Origin of the sequence: Cellvibrio sp. OA-2007 (genome assembly GCF_000953825.1) — a bacterium.
Classification (GTDB): Bacteria; Pseudomonadota; Gammaproteobacteria; order Pseudomonadales; family Cellvibrionaceae; genus Cellvibrio.
Map to the genome: position 1 here is coordinate 55,429 of NZ_BBUL01000097.1, position 18,405 is coordinate 73,833.

An 18,405-nucleotide genomic window follows, 5' to 3' on the forward strand; every position below is an offset into this window, starting at 1 on the left:
GGCCTCCCCTCAAGTGCAATTTATTCTTTATCCCGCCAGTTGAATGGTTTAGTCTTAGCTTAACTGAAGCTGTACGAGACTCATATCCGCTTTGAACAATCACGTCATTAGCCCCGAATCCATTACCCATCAACTCAGCCTAGAACCGGGCGACAGTCGTCGTCTTGCCAGCCTTAATGGCTTACTTGGTCAGCACCTGCGCCAGATTGAAGAGCGTCTTGAGATTGAAATCCGCAATCGTGGTACAGAGTTTGAGCTAATCGGTTCCGCCAATGCCACGCGCGCCGCTGCTGAGCTGCTACGCAACCTCTATAAGCACACTGAGCACAATGAGCTCACCCCCGATGAAGTGCACCTAGCACTGCAAACTTCAGGTATTGAACAACTTATGCAACAACTCGATAACGCTGAGTCAACATCCGTTGAAACTCAAGCCGGCTCCTCATCTATTGAAGACAGCAGCGATCAGGGAATAACGCTAATTCGCACTAAAAAATGCACCATTAAACCGCGAGGCTTAAACCAACAGCGCTATGTACGCTCTGTACAAAAACACGACATTAACTTTGGCATTGGGCCAGCGGGTACCGGCAAAACTTACCTCGCCGTTGCCTGTGCCGTTGAGGCTCTGTTGAAAAATGAAATCGAGCGCATTTTGTTGGTACGCCCTGCGGTAGAAGCCGGTGAAAAGCTCGGCTTCCTGCCCGGCGATCTTGCCCAAAAGGTCGATCCTTATTTACGCCCACTCTACGACGCACTATTTGAAATGCTCGGTTTTGATACTGTTGGCAAACTCATGGAACGCGGCGTGATCGAGGTTGCCCCGCTCGCATTTATGCGTGGCCGCACACTGAATAACTCCTTCGTCATTCTCGATGAAAGCCAAAATACAACGCGCGAACAAATGAAAATGTTCCTGACCCGCATCGGTTTTGGTACCACGGCAGTAATCACGGGCGACCCCACACAAATCGATTTGCCACGGGGCATGGCCTCCGGCCTTCGCCATGCGATGGAAGTGCTGGATAAGGTCAATGGTATTAGCTTCACTAACTTTACCTCTAAAGATGTAGTGCGCCACCCTATAGTGCAACGCATCGTAGAAGCCTATGAAGCATTTGATCAACAGCAGCCGAAGCAAGACTAAAATGGCTCATCAAATCGACATTGAAAGCAATAGCCAAAGCCAGCTGATCCCCGCCCTGAGCGAGATTGAACGCTGGATTGAAGCGGCCCTGCAAAGTCAAGATCTTGAAAATACTGAAGTCAGTATTTATATCGTTGATGAAGAAGAAGGGCAGGAACTAAATTCGCAGTATCGTGGCAGAGATTATCCTACTAATGTGCTCTCCTTCCCTGCCGACATCCCTGAGGAAGTCGGCACTCCATTGCTAGGTGACCTAGTAGTGTGTGCTCCGGTTGTAGAGCGCGAAGCTCAAGAGCAGAACAAGGCCTTAGCCGCCCACTGGGCACATATGCTGGTGCACGGCACCCTGCACTTGATTGGCTTCGATCATATCGATGATGGCGAAGCAGAAGAAATGGAGTCACTGGAAACCCAAATCATCATCGGTTTGGGGTATCCTGCCCCCTATCAAGACATCACTGAAGAATAAAAAACCTTGGGAAATTACATCATGTCGGACGACCATCCGAGTAGCATCACTACTGAAAAACACGAACGATCATGGCTGGATAAATTGCTCCATGCATTCAGCGCGGAACCTAAGTCCCGCGATGAACTACTGGAAATTATTAAAGATGCCGCTGATAACCAATTGCTGGATCAGGAAGCACTGAGCATTATCGAGGGCGCACTGGATGTATCTTCTCTGCAAGCGCGCGAAATTATGGTGCCGCGCTCGCACATAGTTGCAATCCGCCTCGACGACACGCCACAAGAATATTTGCCGCAACTTATCGAATCCGGTCACTCACGTTTTCCAGTTATCGGCGAAAATATTGACGACATTAAAGGTATATTACTCGCTAAAGATCTGTTACCTCTCGCGTTAAAAGGCACAGATAATTTTAATCTTGAAACCATTCTGCGCCCCGCCACCATTATTCCCGAAAGTAAACGCGTCAACGTGTTACTACGCGAATTTCGCGAAAATCGCTACCACATGGCGCTGGTAATGGATGAGTATGGGGGCATTACCGGGCTGCTCACCATTGAAGATATTCTGGAAGAAATTGTCGGCGAAATTGAAGATGAAACAGACGAACAAGAAGAAGCCACCGACTTTATCAAACGCGTCAGTGAAAATGATTACATCATTAAAGCCTTGACCCCCATCGAAGACTTCAACGATTTTTTCAATAAAGAGTTAAGCGATGAAGACTTCGACACCATTGGCGGCATACTGATGCAAGAATTTGGTCACCTACCAAAACGCAATGAAGTTGTGCAAATGGACAATATGCAATTCCGCGTACTCTATGCGGATAATCGCCAAATTCACTTGTTGCGACTGACAGTGCTTAACGACTAAGTTAACTAAAGTGATATCAACAACAATCCCGCCAACCGGCGGGATTTTTTTAACCAAACACATAACAGATAATATCTATGCCGGATAAAATCCTGAACTTATCACAGCCAATCGCCTTAATCATCGCACTTATCAGCGGCGCATTAATTACGTTGAGTTTTGCCCCTTTTAACATTTGGCCAATTGCCCTCCTCAGCCTAACCACCCTCGCGCTCTTATTAAAAGAACAATCATTCAAATCTATCCTATGGCGCAGCTTTGCTTTTGGTGTGGGGTTTTACAGCGCAGGCATTCACTGGATTTATGTGAGCATCCATAACTTCGGCGGCGCATCTCCGATGCTTGCAGGTTTTTTGGTTTTTATATTTGCTTGTATTATGGCAGTTGTTTTTACCCTGCCCTTTTATGTTTTTGCTCGCTGGTTTAATCGTCACGCTCTTGGATTAATAATTGCTCTGCCTGCCTGCTGGCTACTTGGGGAATGGATGCGCACCTGGTTGCTAACCGGATTCCCCTGGCTATTTTTAGGCTATGCGCATTTAAATTCACCGCTGACAGGATGGGCGCCAATCACAGGGGTGATGGGTATCAGCTTTATTCTTGTAATGAGCGCCGGCACACTTGCCGAATGGATATGGAAAGTAAAAGGCCAACCAACAAAAAAAATATCGCTAATTATTGCCAGTTTAAGCTGCGTGGCATTTTGGACTGCAGGCGCCAGCTTAAAAAATATCACCTGGGCAGAGCCAGATACTGCGCCGATAAAAATCGGCATGGTGCAACCCAATATCGATCAAAGCACCAAACTCAGCTTTAATCAGGACACCACTATCGCCGCACTCGATCAATTGCGTGATCTCAGCACCGACTTATGGACGAATGATTGGGTAATCTGGCCAGAGGCAGCAATTCCGACATCGCTTACTTATCAGGATGCACTGCCTTTTTTAGAGGAAATAAACAGCAAAGCCAGCGAACACAGTGCCGCATTATTTACCGGTGTAATTTATGAAGACCGCGCCAAACAAAAATACTACAACTCCATTGCCGGGCTGGGTGAGGGCTATGGCTTTTATCACAAACGCCGCCTAGTGCCCTTTGGTGAATACCTGCCCTTTCCAAATCAAGTACGCGGCTTGATTGAATTTTTTAACTTACCCACATCATTTATTCATTTGGGACCACAAGACCAGCATGGACTTATCGCAAAAGGAGTGCGTATCACTCCTGCAATTTGTTATGAAATTGTCTACCCGGATTTAATCGCCCAAGCAGCGAAAGAAACACAAGTACTATTAAGCGTGAATAATCTCGGCTGGTTTCTCGACTCAATTCAGTCGAAACAATTTATGCAAATGGCACAAATGCGCGCACTTGAGACGGGACGCTATCTGGTTTACAGCACCAATAATGGCCCGAGCGCGATTATCGACAACCACGGAAAAATCCTCAACCACAGCGATTCATTCAAGGCGCAAACCTTTACAGGTGTGATTTATGCTGTAAAAGATTGGACACCGTTTATGGTGTACGGCAGCGGGCCGCTCGCTATATTGTCAACCCTGCTACTGCTAAGCCTGAGCACGCCTTTATTACTCAAGCGCCAAGAGCAATAGCTGCATTTCTCTTCCACACCCAAAACAGGAGACCACAATGACAATCTATTTTGCTTCAGACACATGCTGGCTCGGTACTATTTTGGTAGCACAAAGCGAAAAAGGAGTGTGCGCTATTTTGTTAGGGGATAACCGGCAATCTTTAGTAGCTGACCTACAAAAACGTTTCCATCACATAAGACTGGTAGAAGCTGATAGCAGCCTACAAAAAACAATGAGCCAGATTATTGGAGCAATTGAAAACCCCAAGCTTCCAGTGGCAACTTCATTGGATATTCACGGCACGCCATTTCAGCAACGGGTATGGCAAGCACTGCAACAAATCCCCACTGGTGAAACCCGGAGTTACAGCGAGATCGCAGCGGCGATTAACGCACCAAAATCAGTGCGGGCTGTAGCCACGGCCTGCGCAGCAAATCCTATCGCCGTTATTATTCCCTGCCACAGAGTCCTACGTAGAGATGGCAGCCTATCCGGCTATCGCTGGGGCTTAGAGCGCAAGGAAAAACTATTACGAAGGGAAGCGATATACAAAACCGATTCAGTTTAAAGCGGAAAAAACAGTAACCAATAAAAAGCCCAAGCATTTAGCCTGGGCTTTTTAAGAACATCACTAGTCAAGCGATTTAAACACTAAATAAAGCCGCGCTGTCTAAACCTTGTTTTTCCATTATATCGCGCAAACGTTTTAATGCTTCTACTTGAATTTGACGAACACGCTCACGAGTCAAGCCTATTTCAAGCCCCACCTCTTCAAGTGTACTTACCTCATAACCACGCAAACCAAAACGGCGCGCAAGCACCTCACGCTGTTTTTCAGTCAACTCATCCAACCAATGATCAAGACTGGTGGTCAAATCTGCATCCTGCAAAAGTGCAGCAGGGTCTGACACATGAGTGTCGGCAATGGTATCTACAATGGCGCGGTCTGAAGAGTTTCCAATAGGCGCATCTATTGATGTCACACGCTCATTCAGACTCAGCATGTGTTCAACATCAGCTACAGGCTTATCAAGCAGATTGGCAATTTCTTCCGGTGTTGGTTCATGATCCAACTTTTGCGACAACTCACGTGCTGCACGCAAATAAATATTTAATTCTTTTACCACATGAATTGGCAAACGGATTGTGCGAGTCTGATTCATAATCGCACGTTCAATTGTTTGGCGAATCCACCAAGTAGCGTAGGTTGAAAAGCGGAAGCCGCGCTCTGGGTCAAACTTCTCAACAGCACGAATCAAACCCAAATTTCCCTCTTCAATTAAATCGAGAAGAGCCAGACCACGGTTAACATAACGACGGGAGATTTTTACAACCAGACGAAGATTACTTTCGATCATACGCTTGCGCGCTGCTTCTTCGCCCTTTAACGCTTTGCGAGCGAAGAACACTTCTTCTTCGGCACTCAGCAGAGGGGAAAATCCAATTTCATTTAAATATATCTGGGTAGCATCAAGTGTCTTGTTGTACTTATCATCAATGATTCGCTCGCTTGTGCTCGATGATGAAGACTTAGGAGACTCATCTTCTTCAGCCAACAATAATTCTGCTTCATCCAACTCTGCATCTGGAGCAATAAACACATCATCGCGATCAAATGTAGTTGTATCCCTATTTTGTAAAGTCATTTTTCAGCCCCTTATATCAATTTTTTATTTAACCGGCTGGCTTTTTATAAGTCATCCAGCTCGCTCAAGCTGTACCTTTAACATAGATGCCATATGTTGCCAGGTATTTATCCACAAGTTCCCGTTCTAACTTATGAATATGACACTTTAGCGTCGTGGTAGAAACTTTAATGGATCTACCGGGGTACCATCACGACGAATTTCAAAGTGAAGCTTTACTCTATCAGTACCACTTGAACCCATATCGGCAATTCTCTGCCCAACTTTAACGAAATCACCCTCTTTTACTAACAACCTATCATTATGAGCATAGGCACTAAGGAAGGTCTCATTATGTTTGACGATAAGTAATTTGCCGTATCCCCGCAGCCCACTTCCAGAATACACAACCTGTCCAGATGCCGCCGCCAGCACAGGCTCTCCCAATTTGCCGCCAAGATCAATACCCTTGTTCAAGGCATTGCTGCCCTGAAATGATGACAATAATGGCCCCATCGCAGGCCAGCGCCATTGTGGTGCACCCCAAGCCTGTGATTTACCTGTGTTATTGGCAGCCACTTTTGTTCTATTTTCTTGACGATTAGAATTGGCTACTGTCTTTACTGGTGGTTGTTTGGCACTGGTGTTTGACGCTTTGGCGATACTGGTAGCAGGTCCTGCTCTGCGAACTCCAGCCTCATCGATATCAAGGCGAATCACCTGAGACGGCCTAATGATATAAGGTGAAGAAATCCCATTATATTTAGCGAGAATTTCGTATTTTAAGCCATAGCGCCAAGCAATAGAAAACAAGGTATCACCAGCAATAACCACATGTGTCTTAGGGCGATCAGAAAGGCGCTGAGAGCGATCCAATACAGGAGCAGGAGAATGAGAGGCGCAGGAAGTAACCAATAGCAAAGTGATCGATATTAAGAACACTCTTAATGATTTAACCCGGTTATTAGATGACTCTTCCGACATGAAATCACTCAAGAGCTTAGGTTGTTTGTTGATCACCCTTATTCCATTTGGAACTTAATAATCGTAATTTATTTTAAAATTATCTAATATATTTATAAAAACGTGCACAAAAAAGGAATTCGCAAAACTAAAAAGCCGCGATAGTGAGTAAAAACGCACACTTTTAATTCATCACAACTCGCAAGTAACACTGCCACCTCAGCAAGCCTTTAAACTTTAGACTTCAGATTAAGAATTAACGCGAAGTACCTGAAAGAAAAGGAACAAATTTAACTGGCTCCAATATCTGCGTAATATAGTTTTCTGTTTCACCATCACGCAAAATCAAATGCAATTGTTGCTCTCTGCCGCCTATAGGAATAACCAGAACACCTCCTGGCGCAAGCTGTTTTAACAACTCATCGGGAACGGCTTGCGGTGCTGCAGTACTTAGAATGGCATCGTAAGGACCCGCTTCCGGCCAGCCAAACCCGCCATCAGCGTGGCGCAACTGTACATTGCGCAACCCTAATTGGCGCAAGCGCTCGCGCGCCTTATCTTGTAGCGGCTTAATTCGCTCCACACTGTATACGTTCGGTACTAATTGGGCGAGAACACTAGTCTGATAGCCAGAACCAGTACCGACCTCCAGCACCTTATTGAGCCTACCACCCGCAGCCCCCAACAATATTTCCGTCATACGCGCGACAATATAAGGCTGGGAAATAGTTTGGCCGTGACCAATAGGCAGCGCAGTATCTTCATAGGCGCGATGAGAAAGTGCCTCATCCAAAAAAATATGGCGCGGCGTATTCAGCAGCACATCCAACACCCGCATATTAGTTACACCTTGATCGCGCAAACGCTGAATAAGACGCTCACGGGTGCGTAGCGAGGTCATACCTACACCTTGCATCAATAAGTTAGTCATCTCCAGATTCTCTCCTATATACACAGCTGTAATGCGAACAAAAAATGCGCCATTAACCACTGGGACCGAAACACAAAGCAGCAACTATAGCATGGGTTATTATATTTCCCGCTAGACAGACGAAATTGTTGGTTCAAACGATTGATTCTGCAGCACAGCGAACTCATGCAAAATCGCTGTCGCAAATTCCCCCGCATCCAGTGAAAAATACAAAATAAGATCATCCCCCTCCCAGACCGAGCGAGCGTTGCGAGGTATTAATTGCAAAGCACGTCGTTCCTGCGATAAGCCGGCATGCTCAAGACCATCACACCACGCGGCCCAGTCAGCCAATGCGTTTTGCTCCAACTCAAGCAATGCACCTGACACCAGCGGCCGCCCTCTTCCCCATAATGGCCCAGATGGGTTGGGATTGATTTCACCGTCAATCTGATTAGCCCAGTTATTGGCGAGCACTCTCGCCGCCAATACCTGATTAAATAAATAGGAGCGCGCAGCGGATAACATCAGACCGCGCTTTTGTTTATCGCGATAACGCTTTCCACCAACAAGAATCGCTTCAGCTTCCTGCAAATTATTTCCACCTAAACCAAAACGTTGCTCACCAAAATAGTTGGGAACACCCTGTGTGAAAATACTATCGATTTTTTGTTGCAGCAGACTTCGATCATCTGTTTGCACATTACGCAAACGGATCACAAAATTATTTTGTTGATGTTCACCACGCCGCAATTTTGTTTGATGTCTGGAAACCGATAAAAGTTGAATGGACTCTGTATTCAATAATGTCCAATCCGGCTCAGGCGCTTTAGGAAGATAGACACTAAACCACTGGGCAGTTACTGCGTGACGATCTTTGCGCCCGCAATAACCCACATCAGTTACATTGACACCAGCAAGCTCAGCAATTTTTCCGGCGACCCAGGCAGTGTTTTCGCCACGTTTACACACATGTAAAAAAACATGCTCCCCTGAACCAGAAGGAACATAGCCTAATTCTTCATCAACCTGAAAATCCTCTGGTTGCGCGCGAAAAATAGCTGTTGCCGTTAACGCACCATGAGCGCGGGGAAATTCCAGTGAAAAATCAGTCACAGTACAACTCACAATATAAAATTTTTAAACGCACTGCCGAAAATCGACAATATATAAGTAAAATATAAATGCAGGATTAGCTACATTTTTCAAGCAAGACTACAGCATAACAAGCAATCCCTTCTTCCCGCCCAGTAAAACCCAAACGTTCAGTAGTTGTTGCTTTAACATTAACTTGAGTTAATTCACTCTGTAAGTCCGCAGCAATAGTTTCGACCATACGAGAAATATAATTCGCCATACGGGGCGCCTGTGCAACTATTGTCATATCCGCGTTAGCAAGCCGCCAACCCAACTGATTTACTTTTGCGTACACCATCCGCAACAAAGCGCGACTATCTGCATTGCGGTATTGCATATCCGTATCGGGAAAATGTTTGCCTATATCACCCAATGCTGCAGCACCCAACAATGCATCACACAATGCATGCAACAGTACATCCCCGTCTGAGTGAGCCACTAAGCCATGGTGATGCGGAATAACAACACCACCAATAACAATTTTATCGCCGGGACCAAAAGCATGGACATCATAGCCATGACCAATTCGCATAGACATAGAGTAATTCCGTAACTGTACTTAACTATTAATAAGGTGGGCATGCTGCTGCAAAATTACAGCTGCTATTGCCAAATCTTCCGGGCGAGTAATTTTTATATTATCGCTGCGCCCCTGTACCATTAATGGTTGATGACCATACAACTCTAGTGCAGAAGACTCATCGGTAATTAATTGGCCTTCCGCCAATCCACGCTGCAAACACTCACGCAATAATCCAAAACGAAACATTTGCGGTGTTTGAGCCTGCCATAATAAGCGTCGATCAATTGTGGCATCGATAACTGAGCTATTAACTTGTTTTAATGTGTCACTCACCGGCACACCTAAAATACCACCAACCGGATGATCACCTACCTGCTCGATCAAACGCAAAATACTCTGCGCATATACACAAGGGCGAGCTGCATCATGCACCAACACCCAATCATTAGGTGACGCTTTATCTTGCAACTGGTCAAGTGCATTTAATACTGAATTACAGCGCTCAGCACCGCCCACAACTCGGTGGATGTGATTATTTTTTGCGAGAGGCAATTCACCCCAATAACTATCACTTTCACCTAGCGCCAAATAAATACCTACAACATTCGGCAAGGTTAATAAGCGCTCCAGCGTATGCTCAATGACGGTCTTTCCCGCAAGCGATAGATATTGTTTTGGGCAATTCACTCCCATTCGCGCACCGACGCCGGCAGCAGGCACAATAATCCAATAGGAAGAAGTTTGGGGGGATGACAAATTATTCATGAGGGGACATCGAAATTGGATAGTTAATAAAATGTAGCTCTGGTAACTACTGCTCTTCATCCAAAATCATAAAAAAAGTTTCGTCTTTTTTGATCAGGCCGATATCGTTACGCGCGCGCTCTTCGATAGTATCAAGGCCCGTTTTTAACTCTTCTACTTCAACATCCAGAATGCGATTACGTTCACGCATACGATCATTTTCAGCTTGTTGCAGTTTAATATCGGCTTCCAAGCGGTGCGCTTGCGCCAAACTACCCTCGCCAATCCACAAACGATATTGCAGCCCGGCAAGTAATATTATCAATACACCCAGCAGCCATTTCATAACATTGTGCGATCTTTATAAACGTTAATTGCGAATTGATTATTATTGAACAAAACAAAGGCCGAATAACCGGCCTTTGTTTTTTAATCAGCTTACGACTTGAATTCAGCACGACCTTTATAAGGAGCAGCAGCACCCAATTCAGCCTCAATGCGCAACAGACGGTTGTACTTGGATACGCGATCTGAACGGCATAGAGAACCGGTTTTGATCTGACCCGCAGCTGTAGCCACAGCCAAATCAGCAATGGTGGTATCTTCGGTTTCACCTGAACGATGCGAAATAACAGCAGTGTAACCTGCATCTTGCGCCATTTTGATTGCGTCAAGCGTCTCAGACAAAGAACCAATTTGGTTAAACTTGATCAGAATAGAGTTAGCGATTTTTTTATCGATGCCCTCTTTCAAAATTTTGGTGTTGGTTACAAACAAATCATCACCAACCAATTGGATTTTGTGACCAATTTTTTGCGTTAAGTCAGCCCAGCCAGCCCAGTCGCTTTCATCTTTACCGTCTTCGATAGAAATGATTGGGTATTTAGCAGCCAAGTCAGCCAAATAATCAGAGAACTCATTAGTAGTAAATACACGGCCTTCGCCAGCCAAATCGTATTTTCCATCTTTGTAGAACTCGGTAGAGGCGCAATCCAATGCCAAGGTCACATTCTCACCGAGTTTGTAACCAGCCTTCTCAACAGCCTCAGCAATCACTTTCAATGCATCTTCATTTGATGGCAGGTTTGGTGCGAAACCACCTTCATCACCTACTGAAGTGCTCAGGCCTTTGTCGTGCAGAATTTTTTTCAAGGTGTGGAAAATCTCAGCACCAACACGCAGAGCTTCAGCAAAAGTTTTTGCGCCTACTGGTTGCACCATAAACTCTTGAATATCAACGTTGTTATCAGCGTGTTCGCCACCGTTGATGATGTTCATCATTGGAACTGGCATAGAGTATTTGCCAGGAGTGCCATTCAAGTCAGCAATGTGTGCATAGAGTGGTACTTTTTTGGAGATGGCAGCTGCTTTAGCATTTGCCAACGATACAGCCAGAATGGCGTTTGCACCCAACACGGTTTTAAAGTCGGTGCCATCCGCTTTGATCATGGCATTATCAAGCGCGCGCTGATCGAGCGAATCAAAACCCACAACCAAATTTTTAATGGTGGTGTTGATGTTATTAACTGCTTTTAAAACACCTTTGCCCAAATAACGTGATTTATCGCCATCGCGTAATTCCAACGCTTCACGCGAACCAGTAGAAGCACCTGATGGTGCAGTTGCAGAACCAATGGAACCATCTTCCAAAATCACTTCCGCCATAACGGTTGGATTGCCGCGGCTATCCAAAATCTCAAAAGCTTTGATATCAACAATCTTAGTCATTCGTTTTCTCCAGAGTTTGTTTCTACAAAATCAGTTAGTGCCTATTAATTATCAGCTAGTGCTTATTAATTAATAGGGAGTTATTTAATATCGAGCGGTGGAAAATTTTTCACCACATCATCAATCATTTTCATTTGCTGCAGGAAAGGCTTTAGCTTGTCGAGCGGCAAAGCGCTGGGGCCATCGCACTTAGCATTGTCAGGATCTGGATGAGCTTCCAGAAACAAACCAGCCAAACCAACTGCCATACCTGCACGTGCCAACTCAGCTACCTGATGACGGCGACCGCTAGACGCTGCACCCATCGGGTCGCGGCACTGCAGGGAGTGGGTCACATCAAAAATCACCGGAGCATTGCCGCTAACTTCGCGCATAGTGCGGAAACCCAGCATATCGACCACCAAATTGTCGTAGCCAAAGTTGGTGCCGCGATCACAAAGAATGATTTTATCATTGCCGCATTCGCCGAATTTTTCGACGATGTTTTTCATTTGCCCGGGGCTTAAAAACTGCGGCTTTTTGATGTTAATCACCGCACCGGTTTTAGCCATAGCGACAACCAAATCGGTTTGACGCGCGAGAAAAGCTGGCAACTGGATCACATCGCAAACTTCTGCGACAGGTTGACACTGTTCAATTTCGTGCACATCGGTGATAACAGGGATATTAAAGGTTTGTTTGATTTCCTGAAAAATCTTCAAGCCTTCTTCTATGCCTGGACCGCGATAAGAATGGATCGATGAACGATTTGCTTTATCAAACGAGGCTTTAAAAACGTAGGGAATGGCGAGTGCTTGAGTTGCCTGCACATAGGCTTCAGCTACCTGCATCGCCATGTCGCGCGACTCAAGTACATTCATGCCGCCGAACAATACAAACGGCAATGAATTGCCAACGCTCAAACTGCCCACTTTTACAATTTGCTGAGACACATGTATTCCTTTCAGAATAGTTCTAACTTTCATTGATGAATTGTATAAAAAGGGGCGCAGCTATGTGCGCCCCTCAAACTATTTTTTATTTGCCAGTGCCGCTGCTACAAACGCAGTAAACAATGGGTGGCCGTCACGCGGTGTCGAGGTAAATTCCGGGTGGAATTGACATGCCACAAACCAAGGGTGATCAGGAATCTCGACCATTTCAACCAAGGTATCATCTGCAGACCAACCGCCAATTTTCAAACCCGCTTTTTGTAGTTGATCAACATAATTGTTGTTCACTTCATAGCGATGACGGTGACGCTCAACAATAACGTCCGCACCATAAACATTGCGTGCATTTGAACCAGCGACCAAACGACACTCCTGCGCACCTAAACGCATAGTTCCGCCAAGATCGGAAGACTCATCGCGCTTTTCTACTTCGCCGTCAGAGGTGATCCATTCAGTAATCAAACCAATAACAGGGTGTGGGGAATTGCGATCAAACTCGGTTGAATTCGCCCCTTTTAGACCCAGCACATTGCGCGCAAATTCTATAACAACCGATTGCATCCCCAAACAAATGCCCAGATAAGGCACTTTGTTTTCACGGGCATATTGCACGGCCATTAATTTACCTTCTACGCCGCGCTCACCAAATCCGCCTGGAACCAAGATGGCATCTGCATCACTTAAAATGCCAACACCTTCATTTTCAACACGTTCAGCATCAATGTAATTAATGTTTACTTTGGTATGGGTATGAATGCCTGCGTGTGTCAATGCTTCTATTAATGATTTGTAGGCATCCAACAATTCCATGTATTTACCGACCATGGAAATAGTAACGCAATGAACTGGATTCAATTTACCTTCTACTACCTTATCCCACTCGCTCAAATCAGCTTCAGGACATTGCAGCCCAAGCAACTCAACAGCAATTTGATCCAAACCATAACTTTGCAGCAAGCGCGGAATTGAATAAATAGTATCGGCGTCGGGAAGCGGCACAACTGCGCGCTCAGCAACGTTGGTAAACAAGGAGATTTTGCGGCGTGAATCTTCATCCACCAAGCGCTCGGAGCGACACAACAAAATATCGGGCTGCAAACCAATGGAGCGCAGCTCTTTTACCGAGTGCTGGGTTGGCTTGGTTTTGGTCTCACCGGCAGTGGCGATATAAGGCACCAGAGTCAAATGCATCAGCAATGCTCGCGAACCCATCTCTACTTTCAACTGACGCACAGCTTCCAGGAAAGGTTGCGACTCGATATCACCAACGGTACCACCAATCTCAACCAGCGCGACATCAACATCGCGGCCACCCTCAAGGATACGGCGTTTGATTTCATCGGTAATATGGGGAATAACTTGCACTGTACCGCCGAGATAATCACCGCGACGCTCTTTACGTAAAACGGTCTCGTAAACCCGCCCAGTGGTAAAGTTATTACGGCGAGTCATTTTAGTGCGAATAAAGCGCTCATAGTGTCCCAAGTCCAAGTCGGTCTCGGCACCATCTTCGGTAACAAACACTTCGCCATGCTGGAACGGGCTCATAGTGCCTGGATCTACGTTGATATAGGGGTCGAGCTTCATAATGGTTACTTTGAGACCACGAGCCTCAAGAATAGCCGCAAGAGAAGCCGAGGCGATGCCTTTGCCCAATGAGGAAACAACACCACCTGTTACGAATATATAGCGCGTCATGTAAAACCTGATTAACTGTGAAAATGCGGAGCGGATTGGAGATAAATGCCAACAGCAGCACTCGTTGCGAGGCAGGGGGATTTATCGTTCAGGACGGGGCGCCAGAGTAACAGAAAGGCCTTTTCGGCTCAATGAAAAGCTCGCCCAAGTATCAAACCTGAGTATTAATGAATGGATTGGGACAAATAAACGACAAAAAGCAAGGTAACTAAACTGCCTAAAAATCACCTTTTTCGCCTGGGCTCGCAACAAATACAGCCTGAATATGCCTAGAGGCAAAACCACGAGAATGTAAAAAACGCATCTGCTTGGCGCGCTCGCGGGCATCAGCAGGTGTGGCGCCACGAAATTTTCTACTCCAGACATCACGCGCAAGCTCAAACCACACATCGTCCGTATCATCGAGAAATTGGGCAATTAGCTCAGGCGAAACGCCCTTTTCGCGCAACTCTATTTTGATTACAACAGAGCCTTTGCCCTGCCGCTGGCGCATGGACACAAAGGCCTGACAGAAACGCTCATCTGATTGCAGGTTATGTTCAATCAACCCAGCAATCGCCTCATCAATCAGCTCAACAGATGAAAATTTGCGCCCCAACTTCTCTTTTAATTCTTTTGCAGAGTGTTCACGCAGTGCCAAAAAGTTCATGGCACTAAAGCGAATATCACTGAGTGTAAATGATGCTTGTTGCATAAGAATAACCGCCCCTCATAAAAATGGCCGCAATCGCGGCCATTTAGATGAAGGCGCCCCCACCTTATTTAACTGGCGGAAATTGACCAATAACTTCAGTAACAGCACGACTCAACACTTCTCTCTGCTGCTGCGGAGCCATGCTACGACTTAAGCGCTTTTCTGAAACACCACGCCAAATAGGCTTTTCAGTTTTTGCATCGACAATATCAACAATCAAACTGCCCTGATTATAAACACGCAAACCTGAGCCTGGACCATGAAAAAACAAAGATGGATAGCGATAACCACGCCCATAGTAACCAAAACCATAAAGGTCGTCGTAACTACGTGGATCTAGCTTTTCTTCGATAACCACATGATAACTCACAATAAAATCAGGATTAGCTGCGGTAGATACACCTTGGTAGCGCTTCACCAGCTCAGTCTCTAATGCGGAGTGAATATGACTTAAAGTAAACGGAGATATTAAAATATTTTCTTTGCTATCTTGTTTTGTCTCAGCAACAGCAAAGGTTTTAAGCGATGAAAAATCGAAATCGGCCTGATGGTCAGTTTCTACACTAGGTCGTGTTGTGCAACCAGCAAACACCAAGGCGCTTAACACCACTAACAACTTACTCAATTGCTTCATTACAAATCCCACCCTTTCGCCAACCTGATTACCGATTATTATCTAAACACCTGCAACTCTCACCTTGCCACTCACATTCACCACTTATGAGGATTGCACTACAGCATAGAGAGGGGCACCCGGGGATGCAAGCACAGTATTTAATACAAAAAAACCTTCGCTGCACTCAAGCAAGCGAAGGTTTTTTAAAACGTCACAGCAGCTTATGCTTCCGCATCTTCAGCCACTTCACCACCACCTGGGCTCAATGAGAGCGCAGGAGTAGCCAAAAGTTCCGTCCTGACTTTAAGCTCCAACTCTTTAGAAATAACTGGGTTTTCCTGCAAAAACTTCATTACATTGTTTTTGCCTTGGCCAATTTTATTGCCTTGATAGCTATACCAAGCACCAGCCTTGTCAATTAAGCCCAGCCTTACACCATAATCGACAATCTCCCCCATGCGATTAATTCCCGAGCCATAAAGAATTTGGAACTCTGCTTGCTTGAATGGCGGTGCAACTTTGTTTTTCACTACTTTCACACGAGTTTCAGAGCCGATAACTTCTTCGCCCTCTTTTACTGCGCCGATGCGACGAATATCCAAACGCACCGAAGCATAAAATTTAAGTGCATTACCACCCGTAGTAGTTTCAGGGTTGCCAAACATCACGCCGATTTTCATACGAATTTGGTTGATAAAGATCACTAAACAGTTGGCATTTTTAATGTTACCGGTAATTTTACGCAAAGCTTGCGACATTAAACGTGCCTGCAGACCCACATGGTGATCACCCATTTCACCTTCAATTTCAGCCCGTGGGGTCAGTGCTGCTACCGAGTCTACAACCAACACATCCACTGCACCGGAACGCACCAGCATATCGGTTACTTCCAGCGCCTGCTCACCGGTATCTGGTTGCGAGATGATCAAGTCCTCAACATTGACGCCAAGTTTGGAGGCATAAATAGGATCAAGCGCATGCTCCGCATCAATAAACGCACAAGTACCACCGGCACGCTGAGCCTCAGCAATAACCTGCAGTGTCAGAGTAGTTTTACCAGAGGATTCAGGGCCATAAATTTCGATAATCCGCCCCTTAGGTAAGCCGCCGATTCCCAGAGCTACATCAAGACCAAGGGAACCGGTAGAAATTGCAGGAATAGCGACCTGTTCTTTGTCGCCCATACGCATCACAGTACCCTTACCAAATTGACGCTCAATCTGACTCAGTGCGGCTTGCAACGCCTTCTCTTTGTTCGCATCCATCTGACACCTCAACATAATAAATAATGAAACACACGGTTATAACACCTGATGCCCTACTCTTTGGCAGCAACTTATTATCAGGCAAGCTAAAAATCCTACCACTGGGTATAGCATACAGCAAAAACCTGTACGTGCAAACAGCACTAGTGTTTTATACAGTATTTTTGAGCAACCTAGAGAGATACGGCACCTTTTACCCTAAAGAAACGTGGTGCAGCAAATATTTCAACCAACCCGAACACTATGAGCTCTAGAAACCTCGCGGCTTTTCTTGAAATGCTGAACCGAAACCGGCCACTGAAACAGTGGCCGGCTTTTTTAGATCATTGTAGAGATTAAGTAGCTGATAACTTAGTTGGCGCCGATTGTGATGCGTCGCACATCACCGGTATTAAAATCCAACACGTACAACGTTTTACCATCAGGGCCTACATCAATCGAATTAGGACGAGAAAAAGTGGCCTGTGTAGCAGTGCCATTTGCCGAACCTGAAACACCCAGCGTACCTGCAATCAATTCAATATTGCCATTTAAATCCATGCGACGCACCACGTTGTCAAAAGGGTTCGGCATATAGATATATCCATTGAGATATCGCATATGATTCACTCGCGTGCCCGCCGTACCTATCTGCCGCACAACGCCACCAGTAATTTCAAAAATCTCTCCAGTTAAAAAGTTGGCCGCAAAATTTCTTCCCTGCCCATCACCCGTAATACCGACCACATTAGTAAGACCGCCGCCACTGGCATAAGAGGTAATTTTCTTATCGGGTGTAATCTTCAGCACCTCAGCACCTGGACTAGAGTCGCCATAAAGACTAACAAGAAGATTATCTTGTTCATCCACATAAATACCGGCTGGACCATTGAGCCCTGTGAAATACTCACTCACCACACCTTCAGGAGTAATTTTGTGAATGATATTGCCTGATTCATTAGCTACAAATAAATTACCTTGCGAGTCAAAATCAGACCCATTAGCAGAGCCAGTCGCAAAAGTGGCGATAAGTGAAACCACTCCACCTGGTGTCACCTTATGAACAGTCCGACCCTTTGAGGTTCCAACATAAACATTGCCGTTTTTATCTACTGATAAACCATCACCACTTTTAGCAGCAGCAGTAACAAACGTCGTCACCACATAACTGGCAGAGTTCGCGCTTGAATTAGCACTAGAAACCACACTTGAATTAAGGCTGGAAATTGTACTTGAGCTTTGCACACTAATGCTTGACACAACACTTGATTGACTGGCCACAACACTAGAGATACTACCGACCTGCGAACTTGCATTGGCATTTTTGATATTAGCGTCCGATGCACCACACCCAGTCAGCACAGAGGCAAACGCGATTGCACATAACGCAGGGGGTATTGTTTGAATTGATTTCATAGTCACTCCGCCGTGAGGTTATTATTAACCCGGTCTTTATATAATCTAAAGACCGAATGCGAAGCGATACTAAATGCATCAA

Annotated in this window: 19 protein-coding genes; 5 read left to right on the plus strand and 14 right to left on the minus strand. The window is 45.6% G+C overall.

The window, feature by feature from the left end; all coding sequences use genetic code 11:
* Positions 1-91 precede the first annotated feature (91 nt).
* From AWU77_RS18620 to AWU77_RS18640, 5 genes are all read left to right on the plus strand, one after another.
* Positions 92-1,147, plus strand: coding sequence for a PhoH family protein (locus tag AWU77_RS18620; RefSeq protein WP_152625406.1), 1,056 nt, complete (start codon positions 92-94; stop codon positions 1,145-1,147).
* Position 1,148: 1 nt separating this feature from the next.
* The gene (gene ybeY / locus AWU77_RS18625) at positions 1,149-1,616 is read left to right on the plus strand and encodes an rRNA maturation RNase YbeY (protein ID WP_062067124.1); all 468 of its coding nucleotides are present in this window, start codon (positions 1,149-1,151) and stop codon (positions 1,614-1,616) included.
* Between the two features lie 21 nt (positions 1,617-1,637).
* Entirely contained in the window at positions 1,638-2,495 is an 858-nt protein-coding gene (locus tag AWU77_RS18630; RefSeq protein WP_193747559.1) for an HlyC/CorC family transporter, read from the plus strand.
* A 77-nt stretch (positions 2,496-2,572) separates the two neighbouring features.
* On the plus strand, positions 2,573-4,111 hold the full coding sequence (lnt, locus tag AWU77_RS18635; RefSeq protein ID WP_062067127.1) for an apolipoprotein N-acyltransferase: 1,539 nt from the start codon (positions 2,573-2,575) through the stop codon (positions 4,109-4,111).
* A gap of 37 nt (positions 4,112-4,148) precedes the next feature.
* Entirely contained in the window at positions 4,149-4,661 is a 513-nt protein-coding gene (locus AWU77_RS18640) for a methylated-DNA--[protein]-cysteine S-methyltransferase (protein ID WP_062067130.1), read from the plus strand.
* Positions 4,662-4,737: 76 nt separating this feature from the next.
* Here AWU77_RS18640 and rpoS read toward each other — a convergent pair whose 3' ends face one another.
* The 14 genes from rpoS to AWU77_RS18710 all read right to left on the minus strand — a co-directional run bounded on the left by rpoS (position 4,738) and on the right by AWU77_RS18710 (position 18,323).
* Positions 4,738-5,739, minus strand: a complete 1,002-nt coding sequence (gene rpoS / locus AWU77_RS18645) for an RNA polymerase sigma factor RpoS (RefSeq protein WP_062067133.1) — start codon at positions 5,737-5,739, stop codon at positions 4,738-4,740.
* A gap of 147 nt (positions 5,740-5,886) precedes the next feature.
* Complete coding sequence (locus AWU77_RS18650) at positions 5,887-6,660, minus strand: peptidoglycan DD-metalloendopeptidase family protein (RefSeq protein WP_062067805.1); 774 nt, start codon at positions 6,658-6,660, stop codon at positions 5,887-5,889.
* Positions 6,661-6,937: 277 nt separating this feature from the next.
* Entirely contained in the window at positions 6,938-7,612 is a 675-nt protein-coding gene (locus tag AWU77_RS18655; protein ID WP_062067136.1) for a protein-L-isoaspartate(D-aspartate) O-methyltransferase, read from the minus strand.
* Positions 7,613-7,723: 111 nt separating this feature from the next.
* On the minus strand, positions 7,724-8,707 hold the full coding sequence (gene truD, locus AWU77_RS18660; protein WP_062067139.1) for a tRNA pseudouridine(13) synthase TruD: 984 nt from the start codon (positions 8,705-8,707) through the stop codon (positions 7,724-7,726).
* 76 nt (positions 8,708-8,783) lie between these two features.
* The gene (gene ispF / locus AWU77_RS18665) at positions 8,784-9,260 is read right to left on the minus strand and encodes a 2-C-methyl-D-erythritol 2,4-cyclodiphosphate synthase (RefSeq protein WP_062067808.1); all 477 of its coding nucleotides are present in this window, start codon (positions 9,258-9,260) and stop codon (positions 8,784-8,786) included.
* Between the two features lie 27 nt (positions 9,261-9,287).
* Positions 9,288-10,016 (minus strand): 2-C-methyl-D-erythritol 4-phosphate cytidylyltransferase, encoded by a 729-nt coding sequence (ispD, locus tag AWU77_RS18670; protein ID WP_062067142.1) that lies wholly within the window; start codon positions 10,014-10,016, stop codon positions 9,288-9,290.
* A 46-nt stretch (positions 10,017-10,062) separates the two neighbouring features.
* Complete coding sequence (locus AWU77_RS18675; RefSeq protein ID WP_062067145.1) at positions 10,063-10,341, minus strand: septum formation initiator family protein; 279 nt, start codon at positions 10,339-10,341, stop codon at positions 10,063-10,065.
* A 92-nt stretch (positions 10,342-10,433) separates the two neighbouring features.
* Positions 10,434-11,723, minus strand: coding sequence for a phosphopyruvate hydratase (gene eno / locus AWU77_RS18680; RefSeq protein WP_062067149.1), 1,290 nt, complete (start codon positions 11,721-11,723; stop codon positions 10,434-10,436).
* Positions 11,724-11,803: 80 nt separating this feature from the next.
* Positions 11,804-12,655 (minus strand): 3-deoxy-8-phosphooctulonate synthase, encoded by an 852-nt coding sequence (gene kdsA, locus AWU77_RS18685; RefSeq protein ID WP_062067152.1) that lies wholly within the window; start codon positions 12,653-12,655, stop codon positions 11,804-11,806.
* Positions 12,656-12,733: 78 nt separating this feature from the next.
* Complete coding sequence (locus AWU77_RS18690) at positions 12,734-14,353, minus strand: CTP synthase (protein ID WP_062067155.1); 1,620 nt, start codon at positions 14,351-14,353, stop codon at positions 12,734-12,736.
* Positions 14,354-14,570: 217 nt separating this feature from the next.
* Positions 14,571-15,047: a regulatory protein RecX gene (locus AWU77_RS18695; RefSeq protein ID WP_062067158.1), complete on the minus strand. Its 477-nt coding sequence runs from the start codon at positions 15,045-15,047 to the stop codon at positions 14,571-14,573.
* Between the two features lie 64 nt (positions 15,048-15,111).
* Positions 15,112-15,693, minus strand: a complete 582-nt coding sequence (locus AWU77_RS18700) for a DUF4136 domain-containing protein (RefSeq protein WP_238582528.1) — start codon at positions 15,691-15,693, stop codon at positions 15,112-15,114.
* Positions 15,694-15,884: 191 nt separating this feature from the next.
* Positions 15,885-16,928, minus strand: a complete 1,044-nt coding sequence (gene recA / locus AWU77_RS18705; RefSeq protein WP_062067164.1) for a recombinase RecA — start codon at positions 16,926-16,928, stop codon at positions 15,885-15,887.
* A gap of 351 nt (positions 16,929-17,279) precedes the next feature.
* Positions 17,280-18,323 (minus strand): hypothetical protein, encoded by a 1,044-nt coding sequence (locus AWU77_RS18710; RefSeq protein WP_062067167.1) that lies wholly within the window; start codon positions 18,321-18,323, stop codon positions 17,280-17,282.
* Positions 18,324-18,405: the final 82 nt, after the last annotated feature.